This window comes from Carnobacterium sp., assembly GCF_040274425.1.
The window spans coordinates 1-25,937 of record NZ_JBEMBC010000033.1 but is presented as its reverse complement, the minus strand read 5'-3'; the positions used below and the strand labels follow the sequence as shown (position 1 = coordinate 25,937).

General features: G+C 36.5%; 22 protein-coding genes. All 22 read left to right on the top strand.

The window, feature by feature from the left end; all coding sequences use genetic code 11:
* A partial coding sequence (locus ABS911_RS08055; protein ID WP_350467165.1) for an alkaline phosphatase family protein occupies nt 1–383 on the top strand: 383 nt, incomplete at its 5' end.
* A 200-nt stretch (nt 384–583) separates the two neighbouring features.
* On the top strand, nt 584–1,885 hold the full coding sequence (gene eno, locus ABS911_RS08050) for a phosphopyruvate hydratase (RefSeq protein ID WP_350467164.1): 1,302 nt from the start codon (nt 584–586) through the stop codon (nt 1,883–1,885).
* A gap of 484 nt (nt 1,886–2,369) precedes the next feature.
* Nucleotides 2,370–5,210 carry a sigma-54-dependent transcriptional regulator gene (locus ABS911_RS08045; protein ID WP_350467163.1) on the top strand — a complete coding sequence of 947 codons (2,841 nt, stop codon included), beginning with the start codon at nt 2,370–2,372 and terminating at the stop codon, nt 5,208–5,210.
* Between the two features lie 57 nt (nt 5,211–5,267).
* A complete protein-coding gene (locus tag ABS911_RS08040) occupies nt 5,268–5,765 on the top strand; it encodes a mannose/fructose/sorbose PTS transporter subunit IIB (RefSeq protein ID WP_350467162.1) in 498 nt (165 codons plus the stop codon).
* A gap of 470 nt (nt 5,766–6,235) precedes the next feature.
* A complete protein-coding gene (serC, locus tag ABS911_RS08035) occupies nt 6,236–7,315 on the top strand; it encodes a 3-phosphoserine/phosphohydroxythreonine transaminase (protein ID WP_350467161.1) in 1,080 nt (359 codons plus the stop codon).
* 4 nt (nt 7,316–7,319) lie between these two features.
* On the top strand, nt 7,320–8,501 hold the full coding sequence (locus ABS911_RS08030; RefSeq protein ID WP_350467160.1) for a 3-phosphoglycerate dehydrogenase family protein: 1,182 nt from the start codon (nt 7,320–7,322) through the stop codon (nt 8,499–8,501).
* Nucleotides 8,502–8,509: 8 nt separating this feature from the next.
* The gene (locus ABS911_RS08025) at nt 8,510–9,751 is read left to right on the top strand and encodes a DUF1015 domain-containing protein (RefSeq protein ID WP_350467159.1); all 1,242 of its coding nucleotides are present in this window, start codon (nt 8,510–8,512) and stop codon (nt 9,749–9,751) included.
* 106 nt (nt 9,752–9,857) lie between these two features.
* Nucleotides 9,858–10,094, top strand: coding sequence for a preprotein translocase subunit SecG (gene secG, locus ABS911_RS08020; protein WP_035021456.1), 237 nt, complete (start codon nt 9,858–9,860; stop codon nt 10,092–10,094).
* Nucleotides 10,095–10,275: 181 nt separating this feature from the next.
* Nucleotides 10,276–11,028, top strand: coding sequence for an alpha/beta hydrolase (locus ABS911_RS08015; RefSeq protein ID WP_350467158.1), 753 nt, complete (start codon nt 10,276–10,278; stop codon nt 11,026–11,028).
* 3 nt (nt 11,029–11,031) lie between these two features.
* Nucleotides 11,032–13,395: a ribonuclease R gene (gene rnr / locus ABS911_RS08010; RefSeq protein WP_350467157.1), complete on the top strand. Its 2,364-nt coding sequence runs from the start codon at nt 11,032–11,034 to the stop codon at nt 13,393–13,395.
* Between the two features lie 31 nt (nt 13,396–13,426).
* A complete protein-coding gene (smpB, locus tag ABS911_RS08005) occupies nt 13,427–13,885 on the top strand; it encodes an SsrA-binding protein SmpB (RefSeq protein WP_013710076.1) in 459 nt (152 codons plus the stop codon).
* Nucleotides 13,886–13,995: 110 nt separating this feature from the next.
* The gene (locus tag ABS911_RS08000) at nt 13,996–14,469 is read left to right on the top strand and encodes a glutathione peroxidase (protein ID WP_350467156.1); all 474 of its coding nucleotides are present in this window, start codon (nt 13,996–13,998) and stop codon (nt 14,467–14,469) included.
* A gap of 174 nt (nt 14,470–14,643) precedes the next feature.
* Complete coding sequence (locus tag ABS911_RS07995; RefSeq protein ID WP_350467155.1) at nt 14,644–16,638, top strand: fructose-1,6-bisphosphatase; 1,995 nt, start codon at nt 14,644–14,646, stop codon at nt 16,636–16,638.
* Nucleotides 16,639–16,763: 125 nt separating this feature from the next.
* Nucleotides 16,764–17,438, top strand: a complete 675-nt coding sequence (locus ABS911_RS07990) for a histidine phosphatase family protein (RefSeq protein WP_350467154.1) — start codon at nt 16,764–16,766, stop codon at nt 17,436–17,438.
* A 37-nt stretch (nt 17,439–17,475) separates the two neighbouring features.
* A complete protein-coding gene (locus ABS911_RS07985; RefSeq protein WP_350467153.1) occupies nt 17,476–18,258 on the top strand; it encodes a Cof-type HAD-IIB family hydrolase in 783 nt (260 codons plus the stop codon).
* 203 nt (nt 18,259–18,461) lie between these two features.
* Nucleotides 18,462–19,496 (top strand): N-acetyl-gamma-glutamyl-phosphate reductase, encoded by a 1,035-nt coding sequence (gene argC, locus ABS911_RS07980; protein WP_350467167.1) that lies wholly within the window; start codon nt 18,462–18,464, stop codon nt 19,494–19,496.
* 22 nt (nt 19,497–19,518) lie between these two features.
* Nucleotides 19,519–20,754 carry a bifunctional ornithine acetyltransferase/N-acetylglutamate synthase gene (gene argJ, locus ABS911_RS07975; protein ID WP_350467166.1) on the top strand — a complete coding sequence of 412 codons (1,236 nt, stop codon included), beginning with the start codon at nt 19,519–19,521 and terminating at the stop codon, nt 20,752–20,754.
* A 9-nt stretch (nt 20,755–20,763) separates the two neighbouring features.
* The gene (argB, locus tag ABS911_RS07970; protein ID WP_350467152.1) at nt 20,764–21,567 is read left to right on the top strand and encodes an acetylglutamate kinase; all 804 of its coding nucleotides are present in this window, start codon (nt 20,764–20,766) and stop codon (nt 21,565–21,567) included.
* On the top strand, nt 21,560–22,750 hold the full coding sequence (argD, locus tag ABS911_RS07965; protein WP_350467151.1) for an acetylornithine transaminase: 1,191 nt from the start codon (nt 21,560–21,562) through the stop codon (nt 22,748–22,750). Before argB ends, argD begins: the two co-directional genes overlap by 8 nt.
* Nucleotides 22,751–22,775: 25 nt before the next feature.
* Nucleotides 22,776–23,729, top strand: a complete 954-nt coding sequence (gene argF / locus ABS911_RS07960; RefSeq protein WP_350467150.1) for an ornithine carbamoyltransferase — start codon at nt 22,776–22,778, stop codon at nt 23,727–23,729.
* A gap of 729 nt (nt 23,730–24,458) precedes the next feature.
* Nucleotides 24,459–24,986 carry a DUF6241 domain-containing protein gene (locus ABS911_RS07955; RefSeq protein WP_350467149.1) on the top strand — a complete coding sequence of 176 codons (528 nt, stop codon included), beginning with the start codon at nt 24,459–24,461 and terminating at the stop codon, nt 24,984–24,986.
* 21 nt (nt 24,987–25,007) lie between these two features.
* Entirely contained in the window at nt 25,008–25,469 is a 462-nt protein-coding gene (locus ABS911_RS07950) for a DUF6241 domain-containing protein (RefSeq protein ID WP_350467148.1), read from the top strand.
* Nucleotides 25,470–25,937: the final 468 nt, after the last annotated feature.

Here is a 25,937-nt window from a genome sequence, read left to right as displayed (position 1 = left end):
CAGATATCGAAGCGGATAAACATGACGCTATTATCTTAAACTTTGCTAACCCGGATATGGTTGGACACTCAGGTATGCTTGAACCAACAATCAAAGCTATTGAAGCTGTTGATGAAAACTTAGGTCGCGTAGTAGACGCAATTACTGCTAAAGGCGGATATGCAATTATCTTTGCTGATCACGGTAATGCAGATACAATGATGACACCTGAGGGCAAACCGCATACTGCTCATACAACTGTGCCTGTTCCTGTAATTGTAACTAAAGAAGGAGCAACACTACGAGAAGGCGGACGTTTAGCTGATATCGCACCAACGATGTTAGATTTATTAAACATTGAAAAACCAGATGATATGACTGGTGAATCTTTGCTTCAAAAATAAAATGAACTATCTATTATGCGAAAGATAACGATGTAAAAGCTGCAGACTTTGCATAAATTCTTTCAATTAAATAAGTTTAGTAAAAGAAACTGTTAGACAAGACCTAAAGTGTTTGCATTTAACAGTCAAACTCACTAAAATGTAGCTATGGGCAAAGCCCTGGCACTAAAAATTTTGTATACTCAAAGGAGAGAAATTAAATGCCATTTATTACAGATATTTTAGCTCGTGAAGTTTTAGACTCACGCGGTAACCCAACAATCGAAGTAGAAGTTTACACAGAAAGCGGAGCATTTGGCCGTGGAATGGTACCATCTGGTGCATCAACTGGAGAACATGAAGCACATGAATTACGTGACGAAGACAAATCTCGTTACCTGGGAAAAGGTGTTTTGAAAGCAGTAGAAAACGTGAATAACGTTATTGCTGAAGCTCTTATTGGATTTGACGTTCGCGATCAAATGGCAATTGACAAAACAATGATCGAATTAGACGGAACTCCAAACAAAGCTAAATTAGGCGCTAACGCTATCTTAGGTGTTTCTATCGCTGTAGCACGTGCTGCTGCTGATTACCTAGATGTTCCTTTATACCAATACCTAGGAGGCTTCAATACTAAAGTATTGCCAACTCCTATGATGAACATCATCAATGGTGGATCTCACTCAGATGCTCCAATCGCATTCCAAGAGTTCATGATCTTACCAGTTGGAGCTCCAACATTTAAAGAAGCATTACGTTGGGGAGCTGAAATTTTCCACGCATTGAAATCAATCTTAAAATCTCGCGGATTAGAAACATCTGTTGGGGATGAAGGTGGATTTGCACCTCGTTTTGACGGAACTGAAGATGGAGTAGAAACTATTCTTGAAGCAATCAAAAAAGTTGGTCTTGAACCAGGTAAAGATGTTTATCTAGGTTTTGACTGTGCTTCTTCAGAATTCTACGAAGACGGTATCTACAACTACGCTAAATTCGAAGGTGAAAATGGTGCTAAACGTACTGCTGCTGAACAAGTAGACTACTTGGAAGAATTAGTAAGCAAATACCCAATCCTTTCTATCGAAGATGGTATGGATGAAAATGACTGGGATGGTTGGAAACTATTGACTGAACGCTTAGGCGATAAAGTTCAATTAGTTGGTGACGATTTATTCGTTACAAACACTGAAATCTTGTCTAAAGGTATTTCAGAAAATATTGGTAACTCAATCTTAATCAAAGTTAACCAAATCGGTTCATTAACAGAAACATTTGATGCAATTGAAATGGCTAAAAAAGCTGGTTACACTGCTGTAATCTCTCACCGTTCTGGTGAAACTGAAGATTCAACTATTGCTGATATCTCAGTAGCTACAAATGCTGGTCAAATCAAAACTGGTTCATTAAGCCGTACTGACCGTATTGCTAAATACAACCAATTGTTACGTATCGAAGATCAATTAGGCGACTTAGCTGTATACGAAGGTTTACAAGCTTTCTACAACCTAAAAAACAAATAAGAATTTAAGTTAAACTAAATTCTTGAATAGAGAAACACTTCATTAGTTGAGGCAACGCAACTAATGAAGTGTTTTTTGTTTTGTTAAAAATTTATGTTTTTTTTAGAGCTGTTAGAATATAATCAAGTCGATTACAGGAAATCACTGGAGGAAAAGGGAGTGCTTGTAGCCATGTAAAGGATTCAATGCGAATTACAAAGCGTTAGCGCTTCAGCGATTACGCTTTGTTTAAGGCTTGAAAGCTCTGAAGACTACAGACTTCAAGCGGTCCCATGGTTATCCACAAGCAAATCTGTCATTCCAGAAGAGATTTTATTTTAAGCACCATATCAATCATCAAATAGTTTATATTAAAAGTGTACAAAAATTGAACAATTGTTTCGGTTTTGATACACAAATTTTACTGTATCAAAAATAATGATACAAATTGGTCTATTTGTGATAGAATGTAAGCGATTAAGAATATGGGAAGGCAGGTAACTAAATGAAGAGAAAAGATTTAGTTTATCAGTTTGTTAAAAAGCATACGGAAAAACTTACTAGTGAAGAAATAGAATTCGGATCAGGGCTAACGACTAGCGAAATTTCTGATGCTTTGAATATTGTTCGCACGAACGTAAGCAAAGAATTAAATCTTCTAGTTCGTGAAGAAAAAATAGCGAAACTTGAAGGAAGACCTGTGCGGTATATTGACAGCAGTTGCTTAAAGTGGAAACCTTTATCTAAAACTGTAAAATCCTATAAAGATAAATCATTAATCAAAAAAAAACCGACAATAGAAGAACCAAATGATGCTAGAAAAAATGACCATAGTCTATTTGAATACATGATTGGGTCAAATGGCAGTTTGAAAAACCAAATGGAACAAGCAAAAGCGGCCATTTTTTATCCGCCAAAAGGGTTAAACAGCCTGATTATTGGACCAACTGGATCAGGAAAAACGTTTTTTGCAAATGCAATGTATCAGTATTCTCAGGATAAAGGCATCGTTGAACCGAAGCAGTCTTTGATTATTTTTAACTGTGCAGATTATTCGCAAAATCCGCAGTTGCTGATGTCTCATTTATTTGGACATACTAAGGGTGCTTATACTGGAGCTACGGAAGCAAAAGAAGGATTATTGTTAAAAGCAGACAATAATATGTTGTTCTTAGATGAAATTCATCGATTGCCTCCAGAAGGACAAGAGATGCTGTTTTACTTTATGGATACAGGTACATTCCAACCAATGGGAGAAACAGAAAAAAGGTATTCAGCTAAAGTTAGAATTATTTGTGCAACCACTGAAGACCCAAGTTCAGCTTTATTGAAGACGTTTGTGCGACGTATTCCAGTAACGATTCAATTGCCAGCATTTAATGAACGGCCAGCAAATGAACGTATCCAACTGCTCAAATTATTATTGTCTATTGAAGCGAACCGTATTGATAAACGAATCGTTATCGAAGAAAATGTAGTTAAAGCTTTACTTGGAAGCGTTACTTATGGAAATATCGGTCAATTGAAATCAAGCATCCAAATGGCTTGTGCCAAAGCTTTTTTGAACAGCATGGACAACAATGAAGAAATGCTGATCAACATGGATTTATTAACGGGAGAGCTGCAAGAAGGGCTGGTTAACCTTGCGAGAAATCGAGATGAACTGAATGAGATCAGCAACTACCTTGAACCACGCATGATTATCCATCCTAAGGACTCTGTTTATATGTTGGAGCAGGATACTTATGAATTACCGTTTAATTTATATGAAATCATCGGAGATAAGGCTGTTATGCTAAAAGATGAAGGGTTGAATCAGGATGATATTGAGAATTTTATTACAACAGACATTAACCTTCATTTGAAATCATTTTATAAAACCAATCAATTGATTCCTAATAATGAGCATAATTTAAGAGATATTGTCGAGCAAGAAGTAATCACACTAACAAAAGAAATTTGGAAAATGGCGGAAGACCATTTAGGGTATCATTTTAAACAAAATTTCTTATATGCTATGAGTTTGCACCTAAGTTCTTTTATTAAACGTTCAAAAGAAGGTTTTGTTCAAATCAAACAAAATAGTGAATTAGATAAATTGATTTTGAATTACCAAAATGAATATGAAGTAGCCATTTTGATTAAAAATCATATGAAAGAAAACTACCAAATTAATGTTCCAGAAGTAGAGTGCTGGTATCTAACCATGCTGCTGGTCTCTTTAAAGGAACAAAATAATTTAGGAGATGTGGGGATCGTTGTTGCTGCACATGGGCGCTCGACAGCGACAAGTATGGTTCAAGTTGTAGCTAAGTTATTAGATGTTGAAAATATTGAAGCTGTAGATATGCCTTTGGAAATGAGTCCTCAGCAAGCCTATAAATTGGTTTTAAACTCTATTCAAAATGTCAATGAAGGCAAGGGCGTATTGCTATTGGTCGATATGGGCTCCTTGACAACATTTGGCGTGAAAGCGATGCGTGAGACAGATATCGCTGTAAAAACACTGGATATGGTAACCACGCCTCTTGTCTTAGAAGCAGCGCGGAAGACGTCTTTTATGGACAATCAATTAGATGAAATTTATTGGTCTTTAAAAAACTTCAGAGGATACAGCAACCTTCCCGAAGAAAAACCGGTCTTACTATCTGCATCGAAACAACAAGAAATCTACAAGCCAAAAGCTATTATTACGATTTGTTCAACAGGTGAAGGAACAGCCATACGTATCAAAGAACGTGTAGAAAGCTTACTGGAAGATTTTATTGATGAAACCATTGAAATTTTTTCCATTTCTTTAGTCGGTATGGAAGAAGAAGTTCAAAAAATTTCTCAAGACTATCAAATTTTAGCCACAGCAGGAATAGCGAAACCAGCATTAAATGTTCCTCATTTATCCTTAGAAGAATTGTTCCAGTCTTCTGGAGATGAAAAAGTTAAGCAAGTTATTTTGGAACAGCAATACGCTGAAGGAAGTTATGTGGACTCTGTTGATACGAAGCAGCTATGTGAAGAATATCTGGGTACTTACTTTACTTTTCTCAATCCGCAAAAATTTATCAATATATTGTGGGATTATACAGAAATCATAGAAGAAAAGTTAAATAAAAAACTCAGCAACAGTGTTCAAATAGGTCTGTTGATGCATATGGCTGGTGTGATTGAACGAGTATTGTTTAGCGATCCGATGAGTAGATCTGATGAAACAATTAATAAAGACTCGATTTATTATCAATCTGTTAAAGAAGCTAATGAACTGCTTGAATCAAGATTAAATATGACGATTCCAGAATCAGAACTATTTTACATTGTTAAAATAGTAGATGAGCATCAAGAAATCATTTAACAAAGTAAAAGATAACGTATTGATCAATTTAAAAAATAATGAGGAGAATGAGGTACCATGTCAATGGAAATTCGATTAGTTCGTATTGATGACAGACTGATTCATGGCCAGGTTGTGACCGTATGGGCAAAAGTAACAAAAGTAAACCGTATTTTAGTTGTTAGTGATGAGGTAGCACAAGATATTATGCGAAAAACTTTGTTAAAACACGCTGCTCCTCCTGGTGTGAATGTCAATGTGATCACTATTGATAAGATGATTTCAATATATGATGATCCTACATTCAATACTTTTAAATCTATGTTGCTGTTTACTAATCCACGTGATGTCAGAAGAGTAGTGGAAGGTGGAGTCAGTTTTGATTCCATTAATATAGGCGGAATGAGTTTTTCAGATGGAAAAAAAATGATCACAAACGCAGTTGCAGTAAATCATCAAGATATTGAAGACTTACATTATTTAAGTGAGCAAGGAATCGGTTTAGAGATTCGTAAAGTAGTAACAGATAACAAGGTCTATATGATGGATCTATTGAAAAAAGAAGGAATGGTGTAGTGTTTAAAAAAGACAGCTATTTCGAAAGAAACAACTAAATTGGCTGCATAACAAATGGTGTGGATACTCTAAAATAAAATTTCTTCTGGAATGGACGGGTTTGCTTGTGGAGCCATGGGACCGCCTGTAAGCCTAGAGTCTTACAGACTTTCAAGCTTCAAATAAACCGTAATCGCTGAAGCGTCAACGGTTTCTAATTCTCATTGAATCCTATACAGGGCTACAAGCCACCCTATTCCTCCAGAAATGTTTGGTGAGTATTTTGATTCATCTATCAACACTAAAAATTATAGACCCAATAAAATTAACTTAACAAACAAACGGACTGGGATTTTTCCTAGTCCGTTTGTTTATTTCTTTATAAAAAATAGGAATTTGTCTGTTTAAATAAAAAAATACTGGTATAATTAAAATCATGTTTTATGAGATTTTAATTAGTGTTATCAGGAAATTATTAGGGGTGGATTAAAATGGAGCGAGTTTACAATTTTTCAGCAGGACCAGCGATTATGCCGGTATCCGTATTAAAAACAATACAGGAAGATTTATTGTCCTATCAGGGCAGTGGAATGTCGGTTATGGAATTAAGTCACCGATCTTCCTTGTTCCAGTCCATTATGAATGATGCAGAATCACTTTTGCGGGAACTCATGACTATCCCGTCAAATTATAAAGTATTATTTTTGCAAGGTGGCGCAAGTTTACAATTTACAATGCTGCCCATGAATTTAGGAAAAACTAAAGTAGCTTATGTTAATACTGGAAGTTGGTCTGAAAAAGCCATAGAAGAAGCCCAGAAAATAGATGGATTAACAGTGGAAGTCATCGCCAGTTCAAAAGAAAATAACTTTACAGAAAATCCAGAAATTCGCTTAGTAGATAAAGAATACGATTATGTGCATATCACAACAAATAATACGATTGAAGGAACAGCTTTTCTCAACATTCCTGCTAGTGGTGAAGTACCGCTGGTTGCGGATATGTCTTCTAATATTTTATCTAGTAGCTATGATGTATCTGACTTTGGATTGATTTATGCTGGAGCTCAAAAAAATATTGGGCCTGCAGGTGTGACTGTGGTTATCGTTCGTGAAGATTTAATTGGACTAAAAGAAAACTTACCTACTATGTTGGATTACAAGATACAAGCAGATAATGGTTCCATGTACAACACTCCACCGACATTTGCTATTTATGCAGCTAAGCTAATGTTTGAATGGCTCAAAGAATTAGGCGGCGTTGTGGAAATTGAGAAAATAAACCGAAAAAAGGCGGCTTTACTTTACGAAGCCATTGATTCTTCACAGCTGTTTCGTTCACCCGTTTCTAAAAATTCTCGTTCGTTAACCAATATCCCATTTGTTACGGGAAACGCTGAGCTAGACAAATTGTTTATCAAACAAGCCGAAAGTCAAGGAATGATCAATTTAAAAGGTCATCGTTCTGTAGGTGGAATGCGAGCTAGTTTATACAATGCTTTTCCACTAGAAGGAGTAACCGAATTGGTAGCTCTTATGAAAGAATTTGAAACGAAAGTAGAAGGGAAGTAACAGCATGTATGCGATTAAAACATATAACGCAATAGCCGAAGAAGGTTTGAAAAAATTTGAAACAGAAAATTATCAGTTAAATGAAACCGATAATCCAGATGGGATAGTGTTAAGAAGCCACAATTTACACGGCATGACTTTACCAAGTCAGTTAAAAGCAATCGCACGTGCTGGAGCAGGGACCAATAATATCCCAGTACAAGAATGTTCTGAAAAAGGAATCGTTGTGTTCAATACCCCAGGTGCCAATGCAAATGCGGTAAAAGAATTAATCATAGCTAGTCTACTCTTAGCGGTCCGTCCGATTATTGAAGGGGTGGAATGGGTCAAAACGCTCAAAGGACCAGACGTAGAAAAAAAAGTAGAAGCCGAAAAGAATCGGTTTGTTGGGAGCGAGTTAGCTGGAAAACAGCTAGGCGTTATAGGGTTGGGATCAATCGGAGCGATGGTAGCAAACGATGCTTACCGTCTTGGAATGGACGTAGTGGGGTATGATCCATATGTTTCAGTTGATACGGCTTGGAGCATTTCCAGTCGTGTTAAAAGAGTGCTAACCATTGAGGAAGTACTAACAACTTCTGACTATATCACTGTTCATGTACCACTGATGCCTTCAACTAGAGCTATGATCAGTGCTGAGAAGTTACTCTTAGTAAAGAAAGATGCTGTTTTATTAAATTTTGCACGTGGAGAATTGGTTGATGTGGATGCTGTTATTGCTGCTCTTGAAAAAGGGAAATTGAAAAGTTACTTAACTGATTTCGCTGATGAACGTTTAATTGAGATGGATAATGCTGTTGTTTTACCGCATTTAGGTGCTTCAACAGAAGAGGCAGAAATCAATTGTGCCAAAATGGCATCAAAAACATTAAAGTATTTTTTAGAAACAGGCAATATCGTTCACTCTGTTAATTTTCCAAGTGTAGAAATGGTTCTCAATTCACCAATCCGGTTAGCTGTTATCAATCTCAATGTGACCAATATGGTAGCACAAATGTCGATCGGGTTAGCAGAATACGACGTTAATATTGTAAACATAATGAATAAAAGCCGAGGAGACTATGCCTATACATTGATTGATGTGGAGTCGATTTCTGAGGACAAGTTGAAAGAGATCGTTAAGAAAATTAGTAGTGTCGAAGGCATATTAAGCGTTCGCGTAATAAAAAATACAAATGGGAAGTAGGAGAAAATATGGTTAAAATTAAACCATTTAAGGCTATTCGCCCAACTGGAAAATTTGCAAGTGAAATTGCGTCTCTTCCTTATGATGTCTTGAATTCAACAGAAGCACGAATGATAGGAGATCAAAATGAGAAGTCTTTTTTACACATTGATAAAGCTGAAATCGATTTAGCTGAAGAAAGTTCTCCTTATGCGCAACAAGTGTATCAAAAAGCCGCGGAGAATTTAAAGGACTTTTTACAAAAAGGTTGGTTGATCCAAGAAGATGCCGAGCAGTTTTATCTTTATCAGTTAACGATGAATGGGCGCGCGCAAATGGGATTAGTCGTCTGCACATCAATTGAGGACTACGTGGATAATAACATTAAAAAACATGAATTTACGCGTGAAGAAAAAGAAGTGGATCGCATTCGACATGTTGATGCAACGGATGCAAATACCAGTCCGATTTTTTTAACGTATCGAGATCAAGAATCGATCGATGCAATAATTAAAAAATGGGTAGCAGAAAATGAACCAATTTATCACTTCTCAAGTTTTCATGAGGTAGAACATACAGTATGGGTCATTGATCAAGAAGCTGTTAGAAATAAGTTAACACAACTATTTGATCAAAATGTAGCGGAACTGTATATTGCGGATGGTCACCATCGGACGGAATCTGCTGTAAAAGTTGCATTAAAAAGAAAAGAGGCGTACCCAAATGCACCAGATGAAGCAGAATTCAACTATTTCTTGGCTGTACTGTTTCCAAAATCACAATTGGCAATCTGGGATTATAATCGAGTAGTAAAAGGATTGATTCAAGAGGATTTTTTAGAAAAAGTAGCTGAAAAATTTGATATTGAAAAAGTACTTTCTTCTTACAAGCCGGAACAACCAAAGACGATTGGAATGTATGTGAATGACGAATGGTATAAGTTAACTGTAAAGTCTGAATTTATTTCAACTCATCCAGTACAAGGGTTAGATGTCTCGCTCTTACAAGAGTATATACTGACTCCTTTGTTTGGTATAGAAGACATTCGGACAGATAAAAGAATAGATTTCATTGGTGGGATCCGCGGGATGCAAGCGCTGAGTGATGCTGTAGATGAAGGATCGTTTTCAGCAGCGTTTTCTATGTACCCTACAACGATTGATGAACTGATACGTGTTGCAGACAGTGGTGAGGTATTGCCTCCCAAATCGACTTGGTTTGAGCCGAAACTATTAAGTGGATTATTTGTTCATGATCTTGAAAGTAAGTAAACATGAGGAAATAGTAAGCTGAGAAGTTCATTAATTTTCTAGTAATTTACTATCTTTTATGTTAGAGTTAGGGGTAGAAGAAACGGTAGACAGGAGGGCAATGAAATTGTACGATACACTTTTAATTGCTGAACTAATTGTATCAGTTTTACTTATCATTGTAGTTGCTATGCAACCTACAAAGACCAGCAATGCTGCTAGTGCATTCACCGGCGGGGCTGAACAATTATTTGGGAAACAAAAAGCACGCGGATTTGAGGCTGTATTGCAACGTGCTACAGTAGTACTTGGAACATTATTCTTTGCGTTGGCACTTGCTCTTGCTTATATAGCAATTAATTAAGGAACTTAGTTAAGCTACCTGAAATCTTCAGGTGGCTTTTTTTTCTAAAAAAATCTACGAGTTCTTTAGAAGAACGAGATACTTTTCATAACCTTTCATAGTGTTTGAGTATGAAAAAAGGCAATTATACAGTAAAATAGTAGAATGAAGACTTACAGGAAAGAGAAGAAGGAGAATACCCATGGCAATAAAATCATTTTTTTTTGAAAAGGGGCCTCAAGCTGTTATTTTGATGCATGCCTATTCTAGTACGCCTAATGATGTACGAATGTTGGGAAGAGCGTTGGAGAAAGAAAATTATACCGTTTATGCGCCGTTATTCAAAGGGCATGGCACAATGGAACCAGAGGATATTTTAGATGCATCACCAAACGATTGGATAGAAGATGCGAAAGAAGCTATCCGTTTTTTACAAGGAAAGGGCTACGAAGAAATTACAGTATTTGGCCTGTCTTTAGGCGGAGTTATAGCGACAAAAATGGTGGTCGATAAAGAACCAGTACTAGCTGGTGGCACATTTTGCTCACCAGTAATCGATTTTCATAAAGGTAACAATGTACGAGAAGAATTTTTAACTTTTGTGCGTATACTGAAAAAGAAAGCCGGGTATTCTGAGACAGACATAGCTAACCGCATGCCAGAAGTAGAACGAAAATTAGATAACCAATTAAACGAAATAAGTGAACTAACAAAATCAATGAAGGCTCATTATAGTGAAATCACACAGCCCTTTTTTATTGCACAAGCTGGTCAAGATGAAATGATTGATCCACAAATTGCAGTTGCATTTAAAGAAGCATTAACACAAGCTTCTGTAGTTGATTTTCATTGGTATGAAAACAGCAAACATGCGGTAACGGTAGGTGTAGATAGAAAAGCCTTGCAAGAAGATGTTAGCAACTTTTTAAAACAGTTAGATTGGAATGGAGGATAAAAAATGAACGACAAAAAAGCGTTACAAGAAGCGATTTTAGTTTTTATGGATGAACATAAAAAAGTTTCGTTTCAAGTTAGTGATATCAGTGAGGGAATGGGTCTGACTAGTGCAGCCGATTTTAAAGTCCTTGTCAGTTCATTGGCTGAAATGGAACGAGAAGGTAAACTCTTCTTAAATAAAAAAGGGCATTTTAAATTGCCAAGTAATGATCCTGTTTTAACCGGTACTTTCAGAGCAAGCGATCGTGGTTTTGGATTTGTTGCAATTGAAGATGAAGAAAAAGATATTTATATCCCACCTAATATGACCAATTATGCATTAGATGGAGATAAAGTAACGGTGGACATTATCAAACCTGCGGAACCTTGGTCAGATAAAGGTGCTGAAGGAAAGATAAATGCTATTATTGAACGTAAATTTACTCAATTAGTTGGGGAATTTTATGCGTACAGTGAAGAAGGAATCGAAGAAACGGGTTTATATGGCTACCTTGATCCTCAAGATAAAAAAATTACAGACATTCGTGTCTTTATTGAAGCTGAAGGAATCAAACCGGTTGACGGCTCTATTGTTGTCGTAGAAATAACCTTGTATCCAGATGATGAATTTCCAAGAAGTATGCAAGGGATCGTTAAAAAAGTTGTAGGACATATAAACGATCCAGGAATCGACATTTTAACCATCGTTTACAAACACGGTATTCCAACTGAATTTTCGCCAGAGGCTATACAACAAGCAGATGAAGTACCGGACAGTATTAAAGAATCTGATCTTGAAGGACGTCGTGATTTAAGAGATGAAGTTCTTGTGACCATCGATGGAGAAGACGCAAAAGACTTGGATGATGCTGTAGGCTTGAAATTATTAGATAATGGGAATTATCAACTTGGTGTTCATATAGCAGATGTTTCCTATTATGTAACAGAAGATAGTCCTTTAGACAAAGATGCATTTGAAAGAGGAACCAGCGTATACTTAACCGATCGAGTTATTCCAATGATTCCTCAACGTTTATCCAACGGAATCTGTTCGTTAAACCCTCATGTAGACCGTCTAACGATGAGCTGTGTGATGGAAATGACACCAGATGGAGAAATTGTCGGACAAGATATTTTCCAAAGTGTGATACGGACAACTGAACGGATGACTTATACTGAAGTAAACGAAATATTAACGGATAAGAATCCAGAAACACGTAAAAAATATAGTAATTTAGTAGACATGTTTGAATTAATGGAAAATCTGCATCATACACTTGAGAAAAAACGTAAATCTCGTGGAGCGATTGACTTTGATACAAAAGAAGCCAAAATTATTGTTGACCCTGAAGGTAAGCCATTAGATATTGTATTAAGAGAACGTGGTGTTGGTGAACGCTTGATTGAATCCTTTATGTTGGCAGCGAATGAAACGGTATCTGAACATTTCTCTAAAATGGAAGTTCCGTTAATTTACCGTATCCATGAACAACCGGATAGTGACCGTATGCAAAAATTCATGGAATTTGTTACCGCATTTGGTATTACCGTTAAAGGTACCAGCCAAGATGTTTCTCCTAAGACATTACAAACAGTTGTTAATAGTGTTAAAGGTAAGCCTGAGGAACAGGTTGTTTCAACGATGATGTTACGAAGTATGAAACAAGCTAAATATGATGTGGAACCATTAGGTCACTTTGGACTGGGAGCAGAATATTATTCGCACTTCACGTCTCCAATTCGTCGTTATCCTGACTTAATTCTACACCGTTTGATTCGTTCGTATGGTGAAAAAGGAACAGGTTCTGCTCAAAAAGTGAAATGGGAAAATCGTTTACCGGATATTGCTGAGCAGACATCAAAAGCGGAACGTCGCGCAGTTGATGCTGAAAGAGAAACGGATGCATTGAAGAAAACTGAATTTATGGCAGATAAAGTTGGCGAAATCTATGAAGGAATCATTGGTTCGGTATTGAAATTCGGTTTGTTCGTTGAATTGCCGAATACAGTTGAAGGTCTGGTCCATATTTCAAATATGAAAGACGACTACTTTAATTATATCGAGGAACAAATGATGCTCGTTGGAGAACGTACAGGGGTCGTATACCGTATTGGACAAAAAGTAAAAGTGAAAATAACAAAAGCAGATCCTGAAACACGTGAAATTGATTTTGAATTGGTTCCAGATCCGGATGCACCTAAATATGATGGACCTAAACGTTCAACAAAAGGCAGAGGTAGAGGGAATAGTCAAACTCGTGGAAAAAATAGTGGTTCAAAAGAGAAATTTTCATCTTATAAACCTAAAGAAAAAGAATCAAGCAAAAAGAAAAGCAAACCTTTTTATAAAGAGGTAGCTAAAAAGAAAAAACCTAAGAAAAAATAAGTTTTTTTAATGAGTTAGGAGGCGGTCATAGATGCCAAAAGGTTCAGGTAAAGTACTTGCACAAAATAGAAAAGCGAGCTACGATTTTTCAATATTAGATACAGTAGAAGCTGGAATAGTATTGCAAGGAACAGAGATCAAATCTATTAGAGCAGGTCGAATCAATCTAAAAGACGGATACGCTAAAATACAAAATGGTGAAATTTATTTGCACAATGTTCATATCAGCCCTTATGAACAAGGAAATCAATTTAATCATGATCCGTTAAGAACAAGAAAATTGTTGATGCACAAAAAACAAATCACGAATTTATTGGGGGAAACAAAATCTAGCGGAAATACGCTGATTCCTTTAAAGGTCTACCTAAAAGATGGATACGCAAAAGTATTGATTGGCTTAGCAAAAGGGAAGAAAAAATACGACAAACGTGAAGATTTGAAACGAAAAGATCAAAAACGTGAATTGGATCGTGCATTAAGATCAAGATAAGCACGGTCAAATTTGCTTAATCGTTACTGTTGACTTTGATAAAGTAAGTGATGTAAAGTAAGCATAAGAAATGTAAGGTTTAAAAATTGGGTGTGAAAGAAGGACTAACAATGTCTGTTTACGATTATACGGTTACTGAAATTGGTGGAGAAGAAGTTTCGCTATCAAAATACAAAGGAAAAGTTTTACTAATTGTGAACACAGCTACAGAATGTGGTTTGGCTCCTCAATTAGAAGGTTTAGAAAAATTGTATCAAACGTATAAAGAGCAAGGACTAGTTGTACTAGGTTTCCCTTCTAATCAATTTATGAATCAAGAACCTCGTGAAGGTGAAGAAATCGCAATTTTTTGTCAAAAAAATTATGGTGTTTCTTTTCAGTTTCATGAAAAAATCCTGGTGAATGGGAAAAATGCAGATCCGCTTTACCACTACCTTACATCAGAGACAGGAAACAAAAAAATCAAATGGAATTTCACAAAATTTTTAATTGGTCGAGATGGTGAAATTATTGAACGATTTGGTTCAACAAAGGTACCTGAAAAAATGGAAACGAATGTAGCTGAAGCAGTAACGAACAGTTGATGGTGTGAAAAAGGTTCTCAGACAAGCAGTCTTGGGACCTTTTTTTATTAGAGACGTTTTGAAATTAAATACTTTCTTGTAAGAATGAGGGTTTTTTTAGCATATTAAGAAGAAAAAAATGAATCAGAAACATGGTATACTGATTTGGTATAGATTATAAAGGGGTGAGAAAACATGGACACAACTAAAAAGTACTTGAATTTATTAGCTAAAGAATACCCATCCATTGGGGATACAACTACTGAAATCATCAATTTGGAAGCTATTATGAATTTACCTAAAGGTACGGAACATTTTGTTAGCGATGTTCATGGAGAATATGAATCTTTTCAACATGTGCTTAGAAATGGATCAGGCAATGTAAAAGAGAAGATAAAAGAAATTTTTCATAATCGTTTAAGTCAAAGAGAAATGAACAGCTTAGCAACATTAATTTATTATCCTGAAAATAAAATTCAATTGGTCTGTAATGAGTTTGAAGATCAAGAAGAAATAAATGAATGGTATAGCATTACATTGTCTAGATTAATAGAGTTATGTGTATTTGTAGCTTCAAAGTACACTCGGTCAAAAGTCCGGAAGGCTTTGCCAAATGAATTTGCTTATATTATTGAAGAGCTGCTATCGAAAGATGGAGATGGCTATACAAATAAAGAAGATTACTATAGTGAGATTATTGGCAGTATTATTTCATTGGACAGAGGAACTGATTTTATTACGGCTATATCCTATCTGATCCAACGTCTTGTAGTGGATCAATTGCATGTTGTAGGAGATATTTATGATAGAGGTCCTTATCCAGATAAAATTATCGATACATTAATGGAACATCATTCGGTTGATGTACAATGGGGAAACCACGATATCTTGTGGATGGGAGCGGCAAGTGGTTCAGCGGTTTGTATTGCAAATGTCCTACGCATCAGTGCCCGCTATGATAATTTAGAAATTATTGAAGATGCTTATGGTATCTCGTTACGCCAGTTGCTTACATTTGCGGAAATGACGTATCCAGAAGATTTGAAAAGTTGCTTTTATCCTAAAGTAGACCCTAACAAAGAAGATTATTTTGAAGATGAAATCCGTCAAATCACTAAAATGCATCAAGCTATTTCAGTGATACAGTTTAAACTTGAGGGTGTAATCATTAATCGACATCCTGAATTTCAATTGGATCACCGATTAGTATTAAATGGAATCAATTATGAAAATGGAACGATTTCAATCAGGGGAAAAGAGTATCCGTTATTAAATACCAATTTTCCAACGATTGATCCTGCTGATCCTTATAAATTAACTCCAGAGGAAGAGTTTGTTGTCGAAAAATTGATTACAGCGTTTAAAAATTGTGGACGTCTGCAACACCATATTTCTTATTTGTACAGCAAAGGCAATATGTACCTTACGTATAATGATAATTTATTGTTCCATGGCTGTATGCCTCTGACTGAAACCGGTGAATTTATGGGAATGGAAATCCAAGGGGAACAATACGCTGGAAAAAAATTATTGGACAAGTTTGAGGAAGTACTACGAAAAGGGTATTTAAATAAAGGTCATAAAGATAATGACAAGTATTTAGATTATGTATGGTATTTATGGACCGGTCCAGTATCTTCACTTTTTGGAAAAGACCAAATGACGACCTTCGAACGGTATTATGTTGCAGATAAAGCTACCCATGAAGAAAAGAAAAATGCTTATTATGCTATGCGCAATGATGAAAAAACATGTGAAAAGATTTTAAGTGAGTTTGGTTTAGACCCTCTTAAAGGGCATATCATTAATGGACACACACCTGTGAAAGAAAAGCGCGGAGAGGATCCCATAAAAGCCAATGGACGGATCATTGTCATTGATGGCGGATTTTCTAAAGCGTATCAAGGAACAACTGGGTTAGCAGGGTATACATTGTTGTACAACTCTTATGGAATGGTTTTAGTTTCTCATCAACCGTTCACTTCTGTAAATGACGCAATTGAAAATGAAATAGACATCATGTCTACCAGAAGAGTGATTGACCGAGAATTAGACCGCAAAAAGGTTCGAGAAACCGATGTGGGTAAAGAACTCACCAAGCAAGTCAGTGATTTGAAAGAATTATTAGAAGCTTATCGTAATGGAGATATTGTTGAAAAACAAAAACAAAATTACTCTGTTCTTAAGTAATAAGCTTTTTTAACACAATGTTTACTTAAAACTAAACGGATATTTATATTATGGCTCGTTTTTTTGGTACAATAAGGTAGACACTAAAAGAATAAACACAACTACTGTACTGGAGGAGATTTTTTATGGAAGAAGGCTGCACTTTTTATTTTGTACGTCATGGCCAAACTTACTTTAATCATTACAAAAGAATGCAAGGGTGGTCTAACACTCCGTTAACGCCAAAAGGACGCGACGATGTTCGCAGCAGTGGAAGAGGTTTAGCGGATGTTGAGTTTGATGCCGCTTATACAAGTGACTTAAGTCGTACGATTGAAACAGCAACGATCATATTAGAAGAAAACAAAAAAGGCAAAGATATGACACTAAAATCGATGCCAGAATTTCGTGAAGTTTTCTTCGGATCATTCGAAGGCAGCGATGTGGATGAAACTTGGGGAAAAGTGAATGAAGAAATGGGTTATTCAAGTGTTGCTGAGATGTGGGCTGAAACGTCTATTCCTGAACAAATGAATGCCTTTAAAAAAGCAGATCCTTACCACGATGCTGAAGACTTTCTAACGTTTTGGCTAAGAGTAGAACAAGGATTGATTAAACTAGTGGACAAACATCGTGACACTGGAGATAAAGTCATGATCGTCGCTCACGGAAATACCATTCGCTATTTGCTGAATAATTTAGTTCCAGAACTTGAAAATCCACAACCGTTATTGAATGCAAGTGTCTCAGTTGTAAAATATTACAATGGGAGATACCATTTGGAAACCTATAATGAAGTTGGGCATTTTATAGAGTTGTAACATAGACTGAAAAGTTTTTTACAAAAAGGAGATTAATATGGTACTGCCAAAAGCATTAGTTTTTTTCGATTTAGATGGAACACTTTTAAATAATAAATCTGAAGTAGACCAAGAAGTCACTCTTGCTCTAGAAAAACTGAAAGAAAATGGGGGAGTTCCATTTATCGCCACAGGAAGAAGTCCTCTTGAAATTCAACATGTACTAGATACGACGCCCATTGAATCGTTTATTACGCTAAACGGTCAATACATTATGTATGAAGGCAAAGAAATTTACCGCAGTCAAATGCCTAAAGAGTTATTGATTCGCTTAAAAGAAGCGGCTGATGAATTAAATTTAGCCGTTTCATTCTATACAAGTGATAAAATTAGGGTTACGTATACTTCCCAAGAAGTAGAGCGTGCCTATAACTTTCTTCATGCAAAAGCACCGGCTGTTGATGCGGCAATTCATTTAAATGAAGAAGTCTTAATGGCCTTGATTTTAACAACTGACACGTCTATCGATGATCAATTTAGGGAAAAATTTCCTGAGTTGTCCTTCTATAGAAACACACCATACAGCATCGATGTGATTACAAAAGGCAATTCAAAAGCTACGGGTATCCAAGAATTGGTCAAATTAATGCAATTTGATACTATTCCAACGTATGCGTTTGGCGATGGTCCCAATGATCTAGAGATGGTAAGTCACGCTGATTACGGTGTTGCCATGGCAAACGGCATTGATGTGTTAAAAAATAATGCGGATTATATTACATCTAGTCACATTGAAGGCGGAATTATTGAAGGATTAGAATTTTACGACTTAATTAAATAAGCTGATAAAGCTCTAAAAAGAGACATTAGGATTTTTCCTAGTGTCTCTTTTTTTTTGTATAAACCAACAGTAATATACATTTTATATACATTAATAGATTAATAATTGTATAAAATAATTATTTTACTCTTTTTGGTTGCATAAATAATTCGTTTTGTTATAATAAGAATAATTAAAATCACATGAAAGTAGGTTAAGAATTGATGAAAGCAGCTATTGTTGGTGCAACGGGATATAGCGCATTAGAACTTATCCGTTTATTAAGCCGTCACCCACATGTAACCGTTACGGAAATGATCTCACATACTCATGATGAAGAATTGTTAAGCGATATGTACCCTCATATGAAATCCATTATTGAAAAACCTATGATTGAATATGATCTTTCTTATCTTGAAAAAGAAGTAGATGTATTATTTTTTGCAACTCCAGCTGGTATCAGTAAGTCGTTGATTCCAGAGGTTTTAAAAACGTCTCTGCAATGCATTGATTTAAGTGGAGATTTTAGATTACTAAAAAAGGATTATGAAGAATGGTATGGAGCAGAGGCTGCAGCAAGTGAAGTGCAAGAAAAAGCCACTTTTGGATTAGCTGAAATTTATAAAGAAGAAATAAAGAATGCTGCTTTCATTTCTAATCCAGGATGTTACTCAACCGCTGCTTTATTAGGATTGATTCCTATTGTCCAAACGGAATGGATTACCAAAAAAGGCATCGTTATTGATGCTAAAAGTGGTACTTCAGGCGCAGGACGTACACTTTCAAGAATGACTCATTTTTCAGAAATGAATGAAGCACTCATTCCTTATAAGTTTGGAAAGCATCAGCATACACCTGAGATTGAGCATTACTTATCTAAAGAAGCGGGTGAAGAAATAAAAGTGACCTTAGCAACCCACTTAGTACCTATGACCAGAGGACTCTTGTGCACTATGTATATTCCATTGAACCAATCCGTAACGTCAAGGGATATTTGGGAATTGTACCAAGACTTTTACGAACATGATCCTTTTATTCGCCTTCAACCACTTGGATCATTGCCTCAAACCAAACAAGTTACTGGAAGCAATTACGTTGATATAGGCATTCACGTCGATGAACGAACAGAACAATTGATCGTTGTTGTAGCGATAGATAATTTAGTCAAAGGAGCAGCAGGTCAAGCTATTCAAAATTTGAACTTGATGAACAACTGGCCGATTGACGAAGGGTTAGAATATAGCCCCATATACCCTTGAAAAAGTGAGGAGAAAAATGATGATGGTAACAGATATTACGCAACTGACACAAAAAATCCATATAGTAAAGGATGGGCATGTTACATCTCCAAAAGGTTTTACAGCTGGAGGTGTACATACTGGTTTACGAAAAAAAGCTCTTGATTTTGGATGGATCCATTCAGAAGTACCGGCTACTGCGGCAGGGGTTTACACATTAAATAGTTTTCAAGCAGCTCCACTGAAGTTGACCAAAAAACATGTAGATACAGGAAAAAAAATCCAGACACTAGTAGTGAATTCTGGAAATGCTAATTCTTGTACGGGTGAAGACGGTATAAAAAAAGCTCAAGCAACAGCGGAATTGGTTGCGAAAGAAAAAGGCATTGAAGAGCATCTAGTAGCCGTTGCATCTACTGGAATCATCGGCGTTCCTCTACCATTTGAACCGATAAAAAAAGGCATTCAATACCTAAACGATCCGCTTTGTCAAAACGTAACCGATTTTGAACGGGCTATTTTAACAACGGATATTGAAACGAAGCAGATAGCAGTGGAATTTGAGATTGACGGGAAACACATTACGATTGGAGGAGCTGCAAAAGGCTCGGGTATGATCCACCCTAATATGGCAACGATGCTTGGTTTTATTACAACAGATGCTGTTGTAGATAGCAAAAGCTTAGAACAAGCATTGAAAGCAACGACGGATAAGACTTTTAATATGATTACAGTTGATGGAGACTCGAGTACAAATGATATGGTACTTGCGTTAGCCAATGGAACACAAGGCAATACTCTTTTAACTCAAGACCATCCACAATGGGCAGTTTTTTTAGAAGGTTTTCAATATGTTTGCAAAATACTGGCTAAGTCGATTGCACGTGATGGAGAAGGTGCTACCAAATTAATTGAAGTAGAAGTGATCGGAGCAAAAACAGATGAAGTGGCTCAAGCTGTGGCCAAATCAGTTATTTCGTCGAATTTAGTAAAAACAGCAATGTACGGTTCAGATGCCAATTGGGGAAGAATTATCACAGCAATAGGATACAGCAATCAAAAAATTGAACCGGAACACGTAAAGGTTTTGATCGGCGATACAGTAGTGGTTGAGAAAGGGATCGGTGTTCCTTTCGATGAAGAAACCGTTATGCTTACGTTAGTGAAGGATGATGTCAAGCTGACCATTGATTTACAACAAGATCAGCATTCAGCAACAGCATGGGGTTGTGATCTAACCTATGATTACATTCGTATCAATTCATCCTATCGGACATGAGGTGAGAAAATGGATATACTAATTATGAAAATCGGTGGAAGCATACAAGATAAGTTACCAAAGTCATTCTATCAAATGATCGCCCAACTGCAACAAACAAAAAAATGTTATCCGGTGATTGTTCATGGCGGAGGTCCAATGATTAATGAGTTATTGGAAAAATTAACGATTCCTACAAAGTTTGTCAATGGATTGCGTGTGACCACAAAAGAAGTTTTAACAGTTGTAGAAATGGTTTTAAGCGGGTCCATCAACAATGAAATCGTGACTCATTGCCAGATTCAACAACTACAAGCTATTGGGATTAGTGGCATCGATCATGGCTTGCTAAAGGTCAAACCTATCCAAACTACTGAAGAAATTGGTTTTGTTGGAGAAGTGACTGAGGTCAATACAGCTTTTCTAATGAACTTAATGGAAAACAATATCATTCCAGTGATTTCACCTATTGGAATGGATGAAACAGGTCAACACTATAATATCAATGGGGATATGGCAGCAGCAGCAATCGCAAAAGCGTTAGGTGGAAAGCTAGCTTTTATCAGCAATGTTCCTGGAGTCATGGAACAAAAAAAAGATTGTTTGAAGATCCACTCTTCACTAACAAAAGGAGAAGCAGAACAATTAATTAAAGAAGAAATCATTACTGATGGAATGATACCTAAAGTGCGTTCTGCTATTGGAAGTCTTTCTGTTCATATGAAACAAGCGGTTATCTTGAATGGACTGAAACCAGAAGATATTGCAAGTTATCTAAAGGGAAATGAAGTGGGTACACAATTTGTCTATAAGGAGGAAGTAATCTATGGCTAAAGAAGAAAAACAAGCAGCCCTTATGTCAACTTATGCGCGTTTTCCGATTACTATGACCAAAGGAAAAGGAACGTATGTATGGGATGATAAAAATGAAGCGTACTTAGATTTTACATCGGGTATTGCGACTTGCAACTTAGGGCATGTTCCTGATCCAGTAGCACAAAAGTTGCACCAACAATTAGATTCATTATGGCACTGTTCCAATTTATATGAGATTCCATTGCAAACCCAATTAGCAGAAGAGCTCGTTCATTATTCGCAATTTGATCAAGTCTTTTTTTGCAATAGCGGAGCAGAAGCTAATGAAGCAGCGTTAAAAATTGCTCGTAAATACGCAAAAGATCATGGTCATCCAGAACGCACATCAGTAGTTTCCTTTAAAGACTCCTTTCATGGAAGAACCTTTGCTACGTTGTCTGTAACCGGACAAGAAAAAGTTCAGACGGGGTATGAACCTTTAATGGCAGGTGTACGGTCTCTAAATTTTAATGAAGAATCTGATCTTGGGAAAATCCATAACGGAAAAACAGCTGCAGTATTGTTGGAGCTTGTTCAAGGGGAAGGCGGGGTCAATCCGGCACAAAAGGAGTGGCTTCATTCCTTGCAAGAGATCTGCCAAACATACGACATTCTCTTAATGGTAGATGAAGTTCAAACTGGTATGGGAAGAACAGGAACGTTGTTTGCTTATGAACAATACGGTATTGAACCAGATGTTCTGACACTAGCTAAAGGTTTGGGATCGGGCTTTCCGATTGGTGCAATGCTAGCTAAAACACACGTTGCAAAATCCTTTACTCCAGGAACCCACGGTACAACTTTTGGAGGGAATCCATTAGCAGCTGCAGCCGGAGTAGCTACCTTAAGCGAAATGACCAAACCAGGATTTATGAAAGAGGTACAGAAAAAAGCAACATCTTTTAAAGAACAATTGGAACATTTAGCCAATCAGTTTAGTGTGATAAAAAATGTAAAAGGAATGGGTTTTCTAATCGGAATTGAAGTAGATAGGGAAGCGAAAGAACTCGTAACCTTATTGCAAGAAAAGCATGTTTTGACACTAACAGCAGGTCCAAAAGTCTTGCGTGTATTGCCACCGTTGACCGTTACAACTGAAGAAATAAACAAGTTTCTTCAAAAATTTGAAGAGGTGCTTATTTCAATACAAAAAAATAAGTGAAAAGAAAGTGAGTGAGAGATTGAGAATGGCAGAACAAAATTGGAAACTAAGCAAAAAGGATATTTTACAAGTAGCAGATTTAACAAGAAAAGAGTTAACTGCACTTATTCAAGACGCGATCGTCATGAAACAACAAACCAAAGCAGGGATTCCACATCCACACTTGCAAGGGAAAACACTGGGCATGATTTTTGAGAAGTCTTCTACACGAACGAGGGTGTCTTTTGAAGTAGGGATGACACAACTAGGAGGTCACGCCTTATTTTTAAGTTCGAAAGATATTCAGCTAGGTAGAGGTGAGAGTATTGCGGATACTGCAAAAGTGCTTTCTCGTTATGTGGATGGACTGATGATTCGTACGTTTGGGCATGAAATCATTGAGGAATTCGCAGAAAATTCATCAGTACCTATTATAAATGGGTTAACCAATGAACACCATCCGATGCAAGTTCTAGCAGATTTAATGACGATCTATGAAAAAAAGGGGAATTTAGAAGGCTTAACAATGGCTTATGTAGGAGATGGGAACAATAATATGCCCCATTCATTAATGGAGGGGGCTGCCATTATGGGGATGAACATGCGCATAGCTAGTCCCAAAGGGTATGAACCTCTAGAAGCTGTTTTTCAACATGCAAAAAGTAAAGCTGAACAGTTAGGAGTCACTATCCACTTTACATATGATCCAATAGAAGCAGTAAAAGAAGCAGATATTGTTGTAACGGATGTATGGACAAGTATGGGAATGGAAGCTGAAGAAACAGAACGCTTAACGGTGTTTTCATCGTATCAAGTAAATGCAGCCTTGACTCATTATGCAAAGGAAGATTTTATATTCCTACATTGCCTTCCTGCACACCGTGGCGAAGAAGCGACTACTGAAATTATTGATGGCAACCACTCAGTCGTATTTGATGAAGCAGAGAATCGCTTGCATGCTCAAAAAGCTGTGTTGAAAAAATTAATGGAAAATCGCTAAACCTAAAAAAGCCATCAGGTATCAATCCTGATGGCTTTTTTAGGTTTAGATGAAACGAAATTCTATATTAGATACTGAGTTGGATAAAAGTAGTTCTAAAGGCTTTTTAATGAATAAGTCAGCGATCAGCTTCATGTCATGAGAAGACTTATTGATAATGACCACTCTAGTGCCATGCAGATCGAAACCTTAGGGCTTCCAGATTTTTGATGAAGTCCATCAAAGTTTTGAGTGATAATTTGGATAGGTTCATCGGTTTTTCTAAGGAGGCTAAATAGTGATTTGGTGCATTTGGTTTAAAAGGTGTTTCACCCCGGAATCGATGACTAAAAAACACTTCTGAGTTTTCCATTGTCGTGTATACACCATCAGCAGAATATGTATACACGAATAAGACGGAACAAAATGAAATAATAGAAGCTTTTGAACAAGCAAGTAAGAAAACCTTCGATATGCGAATATCATTCGTAGTATGTGGTTAGAGTATGAAGGAGATGAACTAGCAACAGTAACCGGCGAAGCGGAAGAATACAATGGGAAAATGAGAACCTATGTATCACGCGCGAAAATGTCATTTGAATTTTTTTTATATAACGAGATGAGCACTTAGTTACGTACATTTTTGTTTTTATTATTACGAAACTAAGGTTCACGAACGAGGGTTGTTTAATTCGTATTTTTCAATTAACATAAGAATAAGGGAAGAGATTGGTATAGGAGGATATTCATTTGAAAAAATTTCTTATAGGATTAGTTTTAACATTGTTTATACTTAGTTTGTTACCGTTGGTAATTTACATAACGTATCAAAATATAGAAGAAGTCGAGGTAACCGAATCTATACAAGAAGAATCTATCGAATCCGAAGCGGTCGAAAGTTCTGAAAGTGTTGAATCGCAACCGCAAGAAAGCCACCCGGCACGTGATGAAAGTGTGCCTTTTGTAGAAGCCGAAGAAGCATTCATACAAAACATGCACGACATGACGCACCAAAAAGTATATGCGGAAGACGATCATTACGACATGGAAGCGAGTATACAAGGCATCAATGGTTTACTATCGATACTAGACCTAACGAACTTCGAAGATGAAAATTATTATCGTGAAGTATTAACTACATGGAAAGAAGGCGATTTTTCTAACGCCGTAGAAGTTCATAACAAAATGGTAACCGATCAAGGTAGACCCGAAGATGTAGCTGAACGATTATTGACAACGGAAGAAGAACAAGAATTTGTTCAAATAAATTTCAGATAATGGTGTAAGGGGAAATGAAAGTTGAAAAATTTTATGTTGGGATTAATCGGGGTAATTGTGTTAGGAGGAATTATGGCCGTAGTGTTTATATCTATTGAAAAGTCGAAAGACACCGAAGTAGCAGAATCTATACAGGCGGAATCAAGCGAGCCACTACCTTACGAATATTCAAAAAAAGGATTCGAGCAAAGAATCCACGAAATGACACATCAAAAAGTATATGCAGAAGATAAGTGGGGCGCATTTGAAATGAAAGAAGAAAACATCAACATGTTGCTATCCATACTAGATGAAACTGAAATAGAAAACGAAGATTCCTATCGTGAAATATTGAATAAGTGGAAAATGGGAGACTTTTCGAATTCAGTAGAAGTGCACAATAGTATATGGTCTTCAAATGAGGGGGACATCGGTGAAGCGGAACGATTAGCTACGCCAGAAGAAGAAAAGATATTTGTCGAAGAAAACTTCCGAATGGACTGATTAAAAAAATAAGATTTAAGTCGGATTAATTTCCGGCTTATTTTTTTCCTTTTGTTGCGAAATGAAAATATATACAACAGTTAACACATCGAATTATACTAAAAGGGGGTTCTATGTAAAGCCAAAATTCAAGGTAGAAGATCAAGAAATCGAAACACATATTCAATTTACAACTAGTACAATAATGTAGGGGTACGTTAATAGTTAGGCTTAATTTGAACTGCCATAGCAGAGTGAACTCAATTCTTTATATGGCTATAAGTACTTCATATTCCTCCAGAAAGATGATTAACAGTACTCACGCAATTTAGTAAATAACTACAAAAAAAGGTAGGTAAATACTGAAATAACAGTATTTACCTACCTTTATCTTACTAGTTTTTCCAACTAATTTCCTATGGAAGCGAGGGGAGTCGAACCCCTGTCCAAATATATCGGCACCTAGACGTCTACGTTCATAGTTGTACT